The organism is Bradyrhizobium erythrophlei (assembly GCF_900142985.1).
GTDB classification, from domain to species: Bacteria; Pseudomonadota; Alphaproteobacteria; order Rhizobiales; family Xanthobacteraceae; genus Bradyrhizobium; species Bradyrhizobium erythrophlei_B.
On record NZ_LT670849.1, the window covers coordinates 2965711 to 2979251 of the forward strand.

A 13541-nucleotide genomic window follows, 5' to 3' on the forward strand; every position below is an offset into this window, starting at 1 on the left:
TCCTACCCCACCGCCATCTTCTGCAAGTCGACAAGCCGGGCGACGCCCTTTTGCGCCAGCGCCATCAGCGCCAGGAACTCGTCCTGCGAGAATGGCGTCTTCTCGGCGGTGCCCTGCACTTCGATGATCCGGCCGTCGCCGGTCATGACGAAATTGGCGTCGGTCTCGGCAGAAGAGTCCTCGGCGTAATCGAGGTCGAGCACCGGCGCTCCGTTATAGATGCCGCAGGAGATCGCGGCGACATGGTCGCGCAGGACGTTGGTCTTGATCATGTTGCGCGCCTTCATCCAGGAGATGCAGTCGGCGAGCGCGACCCAGGCGCCGGTGATGGAGGCGGTCCGTGTGCCGCCGTCGGCCTGCAGCACGTCGCAATCGACCGTGATCTGGCGCTCGCCGAGCGCTTCCAGGTCGAGCGCAGTGCGCAGCGAGCGGCCGATCAGACGCTGGATCTCCACCGTACGTCCGCTTTGCTTGCCGCTGGAAGCTTCCCGCCGGGTGCGTTCCAGGGTTGCCCGCGGCAGCATGCCGTATTCGGCCGTCACCCAGCCGCGGCCCTGACCCTTGAGCCAGGGCGGAAGGCGTTCTTCCAGCGTCGCCGTCACCAGCACATGGGTGTCGCCGAATTTAACGAGGCAGGACCCTTCCGCATACTTGACCACGCCGCGTTCCAGCGACACGGCGCGCAGTTCATCCGGCGCACGGCGGCTTGGACGCATGAGAATCCTCCGAAATTAACCAAGGCACAGCCTATTTGACGGCCCGGCGTCCTTCTAGGAGGGCGCCTGCGGTGCGGCAAGGCTTTTCCTTGATGCACGCTTGTCAGGGGACACCTAGATAGACAAGATCAGCGCGATTTTTGGGAGTTTTCGATTTTGGCTCATCACGATCCGATTGGCCTGATTTCCTCGCATGCCGGGCTTGCCCAGCTCAACGAGCGCTCGCGGGACATCTTTCGCCAGATCGTCGAGAGTTACCTCGCCACCGGCGAGCCGGTCGGTTCGCGGAATATTTCGCGCCTGATCGCGGTTCCACTGTCGCCGGCGTCGGTCCGCAACGTGATGGCCGATCTCGAGGCGCTCGGGCTGATCTACGCGCCGCACACCTCGGCCGGCCGGCTGCCGACCGAAATAGGCCTGCGGTTCTTTGTCGATGCCCTGATGCAGGTCGGCGATCTCACCGAAGCGGAGCGGCAGTCGATCCAGACCCAGCTTGCGGCTGTAGGGCGGGCGCAATCCGTCGAGGCCGCGCTCGGCGAGGCGCTGACCCGGCTCTCCGGGCTGACGCGCGCCGCCTCGGTGGTGTTGACCGGCAAATCCAATTCGCGGCTGAAGCACATCGAATTCGTGCGGCTGGAACCGGAGCGGGCGCTGGTCGTGCTGGTCAGCGAGGACGGCCAGGTCGAAAACCGCGTGCTGGTGCTGCCGCCGGGCGTGCCGTCGTCGGCGCTGATCGAAGCGACCAACTTTCTCAACGCGCGGATCCGGGGGCGAACGCTGGCGGAAGCGCGGCTCGAACTCGAAACCGCGCTGGCGCATGGCCGCGCCGAGCTCGATCAGCTGACGCAGAAGGTGATCGCGGCAGGGCTCGCAAGCTGGTCCGGCGGTGAAAACGAGGATCGCCAGCTGATCGTGCGTGGCCACGCCAATCTCCTGGAAGATCTGCACGCGCTCGAAGATCTGGAACGCATCCGCCTGTTGTTCGATGATCTCGAGACCAAGCGCGGCGTCATCGATCTGCTCGGCCGCGCCGAAAGCGCCGAAGGGGTGAGGATTTTCATCGGATCGGAGAACAAGCTGTTTTCGCTGTCGGGTTCGTCGACGATTATCGCGCCCTATCGGGACGGGGCGGGCAAGATTGTCGGCGTTCTCGGCGTGATCGGGCCGACCCGGCTCAATTATGCGCGCGTGATCCCGACGGTGGATTACGCGGCGCGGATCGTCAGCCGCATGCTGGGCGGCTGATCCGGGCGTCTCACAGCCCGTTTGGAGCTTGATTTTCGGCCGCTAAAGCACGATATCCGGCGCAATCATTCAACGATCCAGCAGACGATTTCGAAAAGGTAGTCGCATGACCGATCCCAAGGGGCAGAACGACAATTCGGCGAGCCCTGAGCAAGGAGCGGAGCCCGTGGTTTCCAAGCCCTACATCATGCCGGACGATCCGGAAGAAGGGTCTGCGGAGGCGCTCGCCAAGGAACTGGCCGAGGCGCGCGACAAGACCCTGCGCACGCTGGCCGAAATGGAAAACCTTCGTCAGCGGACCCGTCGGGAGGTTGCCGATTCGAAGGTCTATGGCATCACCGGCTTTGCGCGCGACGTGCTCGACATCGCCGATAGTCTTCAGCGCGCGCTCGATGCGGTGCCGGCTGAGACGCGGGAACTGGCCGACCCGATGCTGAAGACGCTGATCGAAGGCGTCGAGCTCACGGAGCGCTCCCTGCTCAATACGCTCGAGAAAAACGGCGTCAAGAAGTTCGATCCGCTGGGCGAGAAGTTCAATCCGAATTTCCAGCAGGCGATGTACGAAGTTCCCGATGCTTCGGTGCCGGCGGGTACCGTGGTGCAGGTGGTTCAGGCCGGCTACACGATCGGCGAACGCGTGCTGCGTCCGGCGCTGGTCGCTGTCTCCAAGGGCGGGGCGAAGACGCCCGCGCCGGAGCAGCAGCAATAAGCAGGCGGCTCCTGACCCCCTCATCCTGAGGAGCGCGCATTGCGCGCGTCTCGAAGGATGTGGCCCGTGTCGGCGGCCTTATGGTTCGAGACGCCGCGTCAAATGACGCGGCTCCTCACCATGAGGGTCAGATATCCTTGTTACACGGCGATATCGCTGGACTGGATTCGCTTCACGCCCGCCTTGGCCATGTCGGCCCATGCCTTGGCAAGCGAGCCCTGGGTGTCGATGCCGCGGCAGGCGTCCTCGATGACATAGGCGTCGAAACCTGCCTTGCGCGCATCCATCGCGGTCCACGCCACGCAGAAGTCGGTAGCAAGGCCCGCAACGAAAAGTTTTTGCAGCTTGCGCGCCTTGAGCCAGGCGGCAAGGCCTGTCGTCGTCTTGCCGTCGGCCTCGGTGAAGGCCGAATAGCTGTCGGTGTCCTTGTGATAGCCCTTGCGGATGATGAGCTCGGCCTGCGGGATCGAGAGATCCTTCGACAGCGACGCGCCGTCGGTGCCCTGCACGCAGTGATCGGGCCACAGCACCTGCTTGCCGTAAGCCAGATCGACGGTTTCGAACGGTTTCTTGCCGGCATGCGAGGACGCGAACGAGACGTGCCCGGGGGTGTGCCAGTCCTGGGTCATCACGACGTTGGCAAAGCCCTTGGCGAGCTTGTTGATGACCGGGACGACCTGATCGCCCTCTTTCACGGCAAGGCTGCCGCCGGGCAGGAAACAATTCTGTACGTCGATGACGAGCAAGGCCGATGCATCGTCGATCTTGATCGAGGCGGCCGCCCAGAGCGGCCGTGAAGCAACCACGGTGGCGGCGAGGCTGCCCAGGGTTGCGAGTGTCTGTCTTCGGTTGATCATGTGGTGCCCTCCCTCTTCAGGACGAGGGTAGCAAATCAGGCGGCCGGCGGAAGATCAAGAAAGTGGCGCTGTCTGCTACACAAACTAGCGCCCCGATTCCGAAGTCCGTGCGGACTTTTGAACCGCTACGCTAGCGCGGCTCGATTGCGTCGCGGACCGCGCGGAAACGCGGAAAGGCCTTTTCCCATTGATCGCGCGGCGCGCTGCCGATGATCCGCATCGAGCCCCCGCCGCCGAAGCGCAGCCACTGCACCAGCGTGACCGGCGTATCGTTACGGCCAGAGGTGGCATCGATCCGGGTCTCATATCCCGCCATCCCGTCGATCCGGACCGGCTCGGACATCGTGATTTTTCCGGTGTGCATGCCGGGAATGGCGCGCGCGGCCTGATCGGCGAAGCGGGCGCGGTCGTCCGGCTGGGCGGGTGTCGCCGCCATCAGGCCGATCACCATGAAGGGCGCGGCCTCGAAACCGGTCTCCTCCTCGCCGTCAGCGAGAAGGAGCGCGCCGGTCGCGCCCAGCGCACGAACATGCTTGAAGTCGCCGAGATTGCTGACCTTGAACGGCATCAGCGCAAGCTGTTCGTCGACCGGGACTTCCTTGCGAATGACGGCGGATGCAAACATCTGGCGAACCGCATCGTCGCTGTAGATCTTGGTGGCGTTCTCCGGCACCTGGACGTCGACATAGCCGGAGAAGCTCCCGCCGGAGAGGATCATCGAGTAGTGGCGGAAAACACCGGAGGCGTTCTTGACGGTCTCTGCCGTGTAGTACGCCGTTCCGGCGCCGGTCTCGAGGCTCTCCGGCTTGACGGCGGAGCCGGCCGCCGGATTGGTCTTGACCCCGTTCATGACCTCGCCATAGGCGCCCGCCGGCAACTCCGCGACCAGCACCTTCACGTTCTGGTCCTCCGTCGTGAAGCCCGAAAAGGTCTTGGCGGGGACGAGGCCGACCAGCGGCGTCATCCCGACCCGGGCCCCCGGCGGGAAAACCGGGTCGGCGGCGAGCGCGCCGGCGATAGTCGCGGCCAGCCAGGCGAGGACGGAAAGCAGTCGGAGATAGGTCATTTGGCGATCTTCTCGGGTGGTGTTGGAGTCCGTTCGATCAGGGGCTTCCCCCTGTCCCGGTTGGGAGCGCTTTTAACGGTTTTGCCGTCCGGGCGACAGCGGTATGGGAGGCGAGGGGACGCCGCCTCCCGGTATTACCCCGGGGCGGTCCGGCTGTGGTCGCGCCCCGAAACTATCTTTAAAAGTTGAGGGGCTTGGCGGACGAAGCTTGCGCGATCCTCCTTGCACGCCATACACCCCCTCCTATATGAGGCTCACCGTCGCAATATCGCGAGTATTTGATCGTTGGGGGTCCGGATCAGGCGCCGACAGGGCCTCAAGCCGACCTGCCGCAAAAAGAAGGATATGAGGACCATGGGAAAGGTCATTGGGATCGATCTCGGCACGACGAATTCGTGCGTTGCCGTAATGGACGGCAAAAACGCCAAAGTCATTGAAAACGCCGAGGGCATGCGGACCACCCCGTCGATCGTCGCTTTTAGCGATGATGGCGAGCGGCTTGTCGGCCAGCCGGCCAAGCGCCAGGCGGTGACCAATCCCGAGCGAACCTTCTTTGCGGTGAAGCGCCTGGTCGGCCGCAGGTACGACGATCCGATGGTGGAGAAGGACAAGAAGCTCGTCCCCTACAAGATCGTGAAGGCCTCCAACGGCGATGCCTGGGTCGAGGCCGACGGCAAGACCTATTCGCCCTCGCAGATTTCCGCCTTCATCCTTCAGAAGATGAAGGAGACCGCTGAAGCCCATCTCGGCCAGAAGGTCGAACAGGCCGTCATCACGGTTCCCGCTTATTTCAACGATGCCCAGCGTCAGGCCACCAAGGACGCCGGCAAGATCGCCGGCCTTGAAGTGCTGCGCATCATCAACGAGCCGACGGCGGCCGCGCTTGCCTACGGTCTCGACAAGACCAAGTCCGGCACCATCGCGGTGTACGACCTCGGCGGCGGCACGTTCGATATCTCGATTCTCGAAATCGGCGACGGCGTGTTCGAGGTGAAGTCGACCAACGGCGACACCTTCCTCGGCGGCGAAGACTTCGACATGCGGCTGGTCGGCTATCTCGCCGATGAGTTCCAGAAGGAGCAGGGCATCAACCTGCGCAACGACAAGCTTGCCTTGCAGCGGCTGAAGGAAGCCGCCGAAAAGGCCAAGATCGAATTGTCGTCGACCACGCAGACCGAAATCAACCTGCCGTTCATCACCGCGGACCAGACCGGTCCGAAGCATCTGACCATGAAGCTGACGCGCGCCAAGTTCGAGGCGCTGGTCGATGACCTCGTGCAGAAGACCATCGAGCCGTGCCGCAAGGCGCTGAAGGATGCCGGCCTCACCGCCGGCGAGATCGGCGAAGTGGTACTGGTCGGCGGTATGACCCGCATGCCGAAGGTGCAGGAAGTCGTGAAGCAGCTGTTCGGCAAGGAGCCGCACAAGGGCGTCAACCCGGACGAGGTCGTGGCGATCGGCGCGGCGATCCAGGCCGGCGTGCTGCAAGGCGACGTCAAGGACGTGCTGTTGCTCGACGTGACACCGCTGTCGCTCGGCATCGAGACGCTGGGTGGCGTGTTCACCCGCATCATCGACCGCAACACCACGATCCCGACCAAGAAGAGCCAGGTGTTCTCGACCGCCGAGGATAACCAGAACGCGGTCACCATCCGCGTCTTCCAGGGCGAGCGTGAAATGGCGGCCGACAACAAGATTCTCGGCCAGTTCGACCTGATGGGCATTCCGCCGGCGCCGCGCGGCATGCCGCAGATCGAGGTGACGTTCGACATCGACGCCAACGGCATCGTCAACGTGTCCGCCAAGGACAAGGCGACCGGCAAGGAGCAGCAGATCCGGATTCAAGCTTCCGGCGGTCTGTCCGAAGCCGACATCGACAAGATGGTCAAGGATGCCGAGGCCAATGCGGCCGACGACAAGAAGCGCCGCGAGGCGGTCGATGCCAAGAACCACGCCGACTCGCTGGTGCATTCCACCGAGAAGGCGCTTGCCGAGCACGGCTCGAAGATCGCGGACACCGAACGCCGCGCAATCGAGGATGCCGTCAGCGATTTGAAGGAAGCGCTGAAGGGCGACGACGCCGAGGCGATCAAGGCCAAGACCAATACGCTGGCGCAGGCCTCGATGAAGCTCGGCGAGGCCATGTACAAGCAGCAGGCCGAGGCGGACGCCGCCAAGGACGCTGCGAAGGACGACGTGGTCGACGCGGAATTCACCGAAGTCGACGACGACAAGAACAACAAGAAATCTGCTTAAAGAGCGACGAACGATGGCCCCCCATTCTTGCGAGTGCGCGCAGCGTCTCGAAAGAGTGGGGGTTATTTTTTCTTTAAGCCGAAAGCGGCATTGTGGGCCGCGGATGAATTTCGGGCGGGTTTGACGGATGTCCACCAAGCGCTGTTATTACGAAACGCTAGAAGTCGAGCGCACCGCCGACGAAACCAGACTCAAGTCGGCCTTTCGCAAGCTTGCGATGAAGTGGCATCCGGACAAGAATCCCGGTGACGCCCAGAGCGAGGTCCGCTTCAAGGAAATCAACGAAGCCTATGAGGTTCTGAAAGACGGCGACAAGCGCGCCGCCTACGACCGCTTCGGCCATGCCGCTTTCGAGCAGGGTGGCATGGGCGGCGGCCCTGCGGGCTTCGGCGCCGGCTTTGCGTCCTCCTTCTCGGATATTTTCGAAGACCTGTTCGGCATGGCGAGCCAGCGCGGCCGCGGCGGCCGCGAACGTGGCGCCGACCTGCGCTACAATATGGAAATCAGCCTGGAGGAAGCCTTCCAGGGCAAGACCGCGCAGATCGAGATCCCGGTCTCGGTGACCTGCGAATCCTGTTCGGGCATCGGCGCCAAGGCCGGCACCAAGCCGAAGACCTGCAGCATGTGCGGCGGCGCCGGGCGGGTGCGGCAGGCGCAGGGCTTTTTCACCCTCGAGCGCACCTGTCCGGGCTGTCAGGGCCGCGGCCAGATGATCGAAGAACCCTGTCCGTCTTGCACCGGCACCGGCCGGGTGACCCGCGAGCGGACGCTGTCGGTCAATATTCCGCAAGGGGTCGAAGACGGCACCCGCATCCGCCTGGCCGGCGAGGGCGAGGCGGGCCTGCGTGGCGGGCCTCCCGGCGACCTCTACATCTTCCTGTCGCTGACGGCGCACGAGTTCTTCCAGCGCGATGGCGCCGATCTGCATTGCCGGGTGCCGATCTCCATGGTGACGGCAGCGCTTGGCGGCGAGTTCGAGGTGCCGACCATCGACAAGGGCAAGACCAAGGTGAAAATCCCGTCGGGGACTCAGTCGGGCCGCCGCTTCCGCATTGCATCAAAGGGTATGCCGGTGCTGCGTTCGCGCCAGGCTGGTGACATGTACGTCCAGGTCATGGTCGAGACGCCGCAGAATCTGACCAAGAAACAGCAGGAATTGCTGGCTGAGTTCGAAAAATTATCCTCCGGTGCAACCCAACCCGAGGCTGCGGGTTTCTTTGCCAAGGTCAAGGACTTCTTCGGCAACCGTGCCAGCGCGTGATTCGCGTTGGTGTCGCTTGTTTGCGCGCTCGAAACCATAACGAGCACAGCGTCTTGCGAAGCTGGTATGCTGGCCGCCAACGCGCCACAAGGCGCGTTTTGCTTGACCAGGTCGTTGGCTCCCTATACCTCTTTGTGACTGTTTTCTGACATTGTGCCGCGAAAGCGGTCCCGCCTGGTAGCGACATGCCATTGCAATCGTCCGTGCGTGCGTTGAAAAAGCCGCTTCGTCTCGATGATGAAGTCCGTTTTCTCCGTTCATGGATTGAAAAACCACTTCACATGGGCGCGGTCATGCCGTCGGGCAAATTGCTCGCGCGCACCATGGCGCAATATGTCGACATCGAATCCGACGCGCCCGTCGTCGAGTTGGGTCCCGGCACCGGTGCGATCACCAACGCGCTGATCGAACGCGGCATTGATCAGAAGCGGTTGGTGCTGGTCGAGTACAATCCGGGCTTCTGCGCGCTGCTGCGCGATCGTTACCCGCATGCCAAGGTCGTCCAGGGCGATGCGTATCGTTTGCGGGATTCGCTGCGCGAGGCGCTCGATGCGCCGGCCTCCGCCGTCGTGTCCGGTCTGCCGCTGGTGACCAAGCCGATGCAGATTCGCCTCAAGCTGATCCGCGATGCGTTCGCGGCGCTCGCCCCTCGCGCGCCCTTCGTGCAGTTCACCTACTCGGTCGCGCCGCCGATCCCGAAATCGCTGCCCGGGGTTTCCACCGAAGCCTCCGAGCGCGTCTGGATGAACCTTCCGCCCGCCCGCGTCTGGGTGTATCGCAAGGGCTAAGCCGTCCCCGGTTCGGCGGAGGGCGATCGCTGAACCGATCTGGAATATGGCCGCACTGAAAATCCTGGTGATCCCCGGTTCGCTGCGGACCGGCTCTCTGAACGCGAAGCTGGCCGCGGTCGCCGCCCATCGTCTGGCCCAGGACGGCGCCGAGGTGACGCGGCTGTCGCTCGCCGATTTCTCCCTGCCGATCTACGATGGTGATCTGCAAACGAGGTCCGGCGTGCCGAAGAGCGCCGTCGATCTCAAGCGGATGATCGGGTCGCATCACGGCGTCCTGATCGTCACACCGGAATACAACGCGTCGGTTCCTCCGTTACTCAAGAACGCCATCGACTGGGTCAGCCGTGTGCAGGATACGCACGAAGCCAGAGGCCAGGTATTTCGCAGCCGCGCCTTTGCGATTGCCGGCGCCTCGCGCGGCCGTCTTGGCGGCGCGCGGGCGATTGCGGCGCTGCGGTTGATCCTGACGGCCTGCCAGGCACTGGTGATTCCGAACCAGCTCGCGCTGGCCCACGCCGACGAAGCCTATGACGACATGGAGCGCTTGAGGCATCCGCCCGATCTCGAGGCGCTCGGCGCCATGTCGCGGCAGTTGATCGACGTCTCCCAGCGCCTGATGTGAGGGTCACATGCCGCAATTGATCGCCCCGAAAGACCGCCTGATCGTGTCGCTCGATCTGCCGGCGCTCGAGCCGGCAGAGGCGATGATCGCGCGGCTTGGCGACAGCGTGACGTTCTACAAGATCGGCTATCAGCTGGTTTATGCCGGCGGCCTGTCGCTCGCCCGCAAGCTCAGCGCGGCGGGAAAGAAGGTGTTCATCGACGTCAAATTGCACGACATCGGCAACACCGTGATGCGCGGCGTCGAAAGCCTGTCCACGCATGGCGCCACGTTCGTGACCGTGCATGCCTATCCGCAGACCATGCAGGCCGCGGTCGAGGGGCGCGGCAATTCCGGCTTGCAGATTCTCGCCGTCACCGTGCTCACCTCCTACAACGAAGCCGATTTGCAGGAAGCCGGCTACCGGCACGCCATTTCCGACATGGTGGCGATCCGCGCGCGCCAGGCCAAGACGCTCGGCGTCGACGGGCTGGTATGTTCGCCCGAAGAGGTGGCCGCGTTGCGCGCGATCGTCGGCGATCAGATGAGCCTGGTGACGCCGGGCATCCGGCCCGCCGGCAGCTCGGTTGGCGACCAGAAGCGCATCATGACGCCGGCACGCGCGATCGCCGCCGGCGCCGACTATCTCGTGGTCGGCCGTCCGATCGTGGAAGCCACCGACCCGAAGGCGGCGGCGGACGCGATCCAGGCCGAGATCGCGCAGGCGCTGAGCTAAGCTGACACAGGGAGAAACAAGATGGCAAAAGGCTACTGGATCGCGCGCATCGACGTGCACAATCCCGACGGTTACAAGGAATATGTCGCGCAGAACGGTGCAGTATTCGCAAAATACGGGGCCAAGTTCCTGGTGCGCGCCGGCCGGCACGTTTCCAAGGAAGGCTCCTCGCGCACGCGCAATGTGGTGATCGAGTTCAAGGACTATGACACCGCCATCGCCTGCTACAATTCGCCGGAATATGTCCGCCTCGTCGCGCTGCGCAGCCCGCATTCCGAGGGTGATCTGGTGATCATCGAGGGCTATGACGGCCCGCAACCCGCCTGATCGGTTGCCGGAACTCGTCCCGCCCGCTATAGCGCTTGGAGAGGGTTTGCCATGTCCGAGATGCGTCTGATTGTTGCTGGAGCCGGCGGCCGGATGGGCCGGACGCTGACACGCGTCATTTCCGAAACCGAGGGTGCGGTGCTGGCCGGTGCGCTGGAGGCGCCGGGCTCGGAGCTGCTCGGCAAAGATGCCGGCGTGCTTGCAGGGCTGCCTGCCAACGGTGTCGAGCTATCCGCCGACCTGTGGTCGATGTCGGCCAATGCCGACGGCATTCTCGACTTCACCGTGCCGGGCGCCACCATCGCCAATGTCGCGATCGCCGCCGAGCGCGGCCTCGTTCACGTCATCGGCACCACGGGCTTGTCGTCGTCCGATGATGCCGTGATCCGGAGCGTGACCTCGCGCGCGATCGTCGTGAAGTCGGGCAATATGAGTCTCGGCATCAATCTGCTCGCTGCGCTGGTCAAGCGCGTGGCGCAGTCGCTCGATACTTCGTTCGATATCGAAATCCTCGAGATGCACCACAAGGGCAAGATCGATGCCCCCTCCGGCACCGCGCTGATGCTGGGCGAGGCGGCAGCCGCAGGCCGTGGCATCCCGCTTGCGGGACATTCGGCGCGTGGCCGCGACGGCGAGACCGGGGCGCGCCGCCCGGGCGATATCGGCTTTGCGTCGTTGCGCGGCGGCACCGCCGCGGGCGATCACAGCGTGTTCTTTTCAGGCCCTGCCGAGCGTCTGGTGTTGTCGCACCACGCCGAGGATCGCATGATCTTTGCCCACGGCGCGATCAAGGCGGCGCTCTGGGCCCACGGCAAGAAGCCCGGTTATTACACCATGGCCGACGTGCTCGGGCTCGAAAACTTCTGACCTCAATTCAAACGAAAGCCTTTCAGAAATGAGCGATCGTCTTCTCGTCTTGGTGCGCCACGGCCAGAGCGAATGGAATCTGAAAAACCTCTTCACCGGCTGGAAAGATCCCGATCTCACCGAGGCAGGTGTTGCTGAAGCCAGGGAAGCAGGCCGCAAGCTGAAGGCGCACGGGCTGGTGTTCGATCTCGCCTTCACCTCGGTGCTGACGCGCGCCCAACACACGCTCGATCTGATGCTGGAGCAACTCGGTCAAACCAAAATTCCTGTTCACAAGCACCTGGCGCTCAATGAGCGCGACTACGGCGATCTCTCCGGTCTCAACAAGGATGACGCGCGCAAGAAATGGGGCGAGGACCAGGTGCTGATCTGGCGCCGCTCCTACGACGTGCCGCCGCCGGGTGGCGAAAGCCTGAAGGACACGCTGGCGCGCACGCTGCCTTATTACGTGCAGGAGATCCTTCCCTGCGTGTTGCGCGGCGAGCGCACGCTGGTTGCCGCGCACGGCAATTCGCTGCGCGCGCTGATCATGGTTCTGGAAAAGCTTTCGCCGGAAGGCATTTTGAAGCGTGAGCTCGCCACCGGCGTTCCCATCATCTATCGGCTGAATGCCGACGCCACGGTCGCTTCCAAGGTTGATCTGGCTGCGTGAGCACGGGCGGCACGAGCGTCGAGATCGTTTCGCTTGCGGCCCCGGTAAGCGAGCGCGCGCTGGACGAGCTCGCCGAGGTGCTGGCCGACTGCGTCGAAGGCGGCGCCAGCGTCAACTTCATGTCGCCCTATTCGCCAGGCGAGGCGCGCCGCTTCTTCGACAAGGTCGCAAGCGGTGTCGCGTCGGGAGATATCGTGCTGCTCGTGGCCCGGCTCGAGGGCAGGATCGTCGGCACCGTGCAGCTTGGGCTCGATACGCCGCCGAACCAGCTCCACCGCGCCGACGTCAAGAAAATGCTGGTGCATCGCTCGGCGCGCGGCCGCGGCGTCGGCGCGGCGCTGATGGCGGCGATCGAAGAGCAGGCGCGACAGCACGGGCGCTGGCTATTGGTGCTCGACACCGTGCCCGGCGAAAGCGGTCATCGGCTCTATCTTCGGAGCGGCTGGTTGCAGAGCGGGACCATTCCGGATTTCGCGCAGTTTCCGGACGGCCGGTTCTGCGACACCGCGATCATGTGGAAGTGGCTGGATCGCGATTAATTCATCCCCACTTGCCCTGCTTCCCAGCCCATCATTGCCTGCTTGCGGGTGATGCCCCAGTGATAGCCGGTTAGCGCGCCGCTCTTGCCCAGCGCGCGGTGGCAGGGCACCACGAAGGAGATCGGGTTCTTGCCGACCGCAGCTCCGACCGCGCGAGACGCTTTGGGGCTCTCGATCTTCTTGGCGATATCGGAATAGCAGACGGCCTGGCCCATCGGGATTTTCAGCAGCGTCTCCCAGACCCGAACCTCGAAGTCGGTGCCGATCAAGGTGACGCGCAGCGGCTGGTCCGGCCGCCACAGTTTTTTGTCGAAGATGCGCTGGGCCAACGGGGCGGTGCCGAGATAATCCTCGATGTAGATCGCGCGTGGCCAGCGTCCAGTCATGTCGGCGAGTGCGGCTTTCTCTTCGCCGGCATCGGCAAAGGCCAGGCCCGCAAGACCCCGATCGCTCCCCATCACGAGCGCGGTGCCGAAGGGCGAGGGATGAAAGCCGTAACGGAGCGTCATGCCGGCGCCGCCGGCCTTCCACTCACCCGGCGACATCGCTTCATGGGTCACGAACAGATCGTGCAGGCGGCCGGGCCCGGAAAGGCCGGAATCAAGCGCGGCATCGAGCACGCTCGCCGAGTCGCGCAAGAGATTCTTGGCGTGATCGAGCGTCAGCGCCTGCATGAAGCCTTTCGGCGTCAGCCCGGCCCAGCGGCGAAACAGGTGGTGCAGCTCATCCGGCGTAAGGCTCGCCGCCTCCGCCATCGCTTCGATGGTCGGCTGCGTCCGCCAGTGCTCTGAGATGAAGGCGATGGCGCGGCGCACGGAATCATAGTCGCGAAGGGCTGCGTTCTGTGTGCCCGGCTTGACCAGGCGGATTTCATTTGCGGCTGATATCATGGCGTCATTCATGGCATGTTTGATCATG

15 protein-coding genes are annotated in these 13541 nt (G+C 64.0%); 11 read left to right on the forward strand and 4 right to left on the reverse strand.

The genetic code is table 11. From position 1 onward, the window contains the following. Positions 1 to 2: 2 nt before the first annotated feature. A complete protein-coding gene (rph, locus tag BUA38_RS13775; protein ID WP_072818443.1) occupies positions 3 to 716 on the reverse strand; it encodes a ribonuclease PH in 714 nt (237 codons plus the stop codon). 156 nt (positions 717 to 872) lie between these two features. Between rph and hrcA the strand changes: the two genes are divergently transcribed. Together hrcA and grpE are read left to right on the forward strand one after the other, a co-directional pair. Continuing rightward, complete coding sequence (gene hrcA / locus BUA38_RS13780) at positions 873 to 1961, forward strand: heat-inducible transcriptional repressor HrcA (RefSeq protein WP_072818445.1); 1089 nt, start codon at positions 873 to 875, stop codon at positions 1959 to 1961. A 106-nt stretch (positions 1962 to 2067) separates the two neighbouring features. Further along, positions 2068 to 2670: a nucleotide exchange factor GrpE gene (gene grpE, locus BUA38_RS13785; protein WP_072818446.1), complete on the forward strand. Its 603-nt coding sequence runs from the start codon at positions 2068 to 2070 to the stop codon at positions 2668 to 2670. Positions 2671 to 2810: 140 nt separating this feature from the next. On the opposite strand, the gene pncA is transcribed toward grpE, so the two are convergent. After that, positions 2811 to 3527: a bifunctional nicotinamidase/pyrazinamidase gene (gene pncA, locus BUA38_RS13790; RefSeq protein WP_072818448.1), complete on the reverse strand. Its 717-nt coding sequence runs from the start codon at positions 3525 to 3527 to the stop codon at positions 2811 to 2813. 130 nt (positions 3528 to 3657) lie between these two features. Beyond that, positions 3658 to 4593 carry a hypothetical protein gene (locus BUA38_RS13795; protein ID WP_072818450.1) on the reverse strand — a complete coding sequence of 312 codons (936 nt, stop codon included), beginning with the start codon at positions 4591 to 4593 and terminating at the stop codon, positions 3658 to 3660. Between the two features lie 354 nt (positions 4594 to 4947). Here BUA38_RS13795 and dnaK point away from each other — a divergent pair, with 354 nt between their 5' ends. The 9 genes from dnaK (at position 4948) to BUA38_RS13840 (ending at position 12623) form a co-directional block, all read left to right on the forward strand. Further along, a complete protein-coding gene (gene dnaK, locus BUA38_RS13800) occupies positions 4948 to 6849 on the forward strand; it encodes a molecular chaperone DnaK (protein ID WP_072826105.1) in 1902 nt (633 codons plus the stop codon). A gap of 127 nt (positions 6850 to 6976) precedes the next feature. Then, positions 6977 to 8110, forward strand: coding sequence for a molecular chaperone DnaJ (gene dnaJ, locus BUA38_RS13805; RefSeq protein ID WP_072818452.1), 1134 nt, complete (start codon positions 6977 to 6979; stop codon positions 8108 to 8110). Between the two features lie 185 nt (positions 8111 to 8295). Then, positions 8296 to 8898, forward strand: coding sequence for a class I SAM-dependent methyltransferase (locus tag BUA38_RS13810; protein WP_072818454.1), 603 nt, complete (start codon positions 8296 to 8298; stop codon positions 8896 to 8898). 46 nt (positions 8899 to 8944) lie between these two features. Continuing rightward, the gene (locus BUA38_RS13815; protein WP_072818455.1) at positions 8945 to 9523 is read left to right on the forward strand and encodes an NADPH-dependent FMN reductase; all 579 of its coding nucleotides are present in this window, start codon (positions 8945 to 8947) and stop codon (positions 9521 to 9523) included. 7 nt (positions 9524 to 9530) lie between these two features. Continuing rightward, complete coding sequence (gene pyrF / locus BUA38_RS13820; protein ID WP_072818457.1) at positions 9531 to 10238, forward strand: orotidine-5'-phosphate decarboxylase; 708 nt, start codon at positions 9531 to 9533, stop codon at positions 10236 to 10238. Positions 10239 to 10259: 21 nt separating this feature from the next. Then, positions 10260 to 10565, forward strand: a complete 306-nt coding sequence (locus BUA38_RS13825) for a DUF1330 domain-containing protein (protein ID WP_072818458.1) — start codon at positions 10260 to 10262, stop codon at positions 10563 to 10565. Positions 10566 to 10616: 51 nt separating this feature from the next. Beyond that, positions 10617 to 11432: a 4-hydroxy-tetrahydrodipicolinate reductase gene (dapB, locus tag BUA38_RS13830; RefSeq protein WP_072818460.1), complete on the forward strand. Its 816-nt coding sequence runs from the start codon at positions 10617 to 10619 to the stop codon at positions 11430 to 11432. Positions 11433 to 11460: 28 nt separating this feature from the next. Then, the gene (locus BUA38_RS13835; RefSeq protein ID WP_072818462.1) at positions 11461 to 12084 is read left to right on the forward strand and encodes a 2,3-bisphosphoglycerate-dependent phosphoglycerate mutase; all 624 of its coding nucleotides are present in this window, start codon (positions 11461 to 11463) and stop codon (positions 12082 to 12084) included. Continuing rightward, entirely contained in the window at positions 12081 to 12623 is a 543-nt protein-coding gene (locus BUA38_RS13840) for a GNAT family N-acetyltransferase (RefSeq protein WP_072818463.1), read from the forward strand. Before BUA38_RS13835 ends, BUA38_RS13840 begins: the two co-directional genes overlap by 4 nt. On the opposite strand, the gene BUA38_RS13845 is transcribed toward BUA38_RS13840, so the two are convergent. Beyond that, positions 12620 to 13513 (reverse strand): methylated-DNA--[protein]-cysteine S-methyltransferase, encoded by an 894-nt coding sequence (locus BUA38_RS13845; protein WP_072826106.1) that lies wholly within the window; start codon positions 13511 to 13513, stop codon positions 12620 to 12622. The two genes, BUA38_RS13840 and BUA38_RS13845, sit on opposite strands and share 4 nt — an antisense overlap. Positions 13514 to 13541 lie beyond the last annotated feature (28 nt).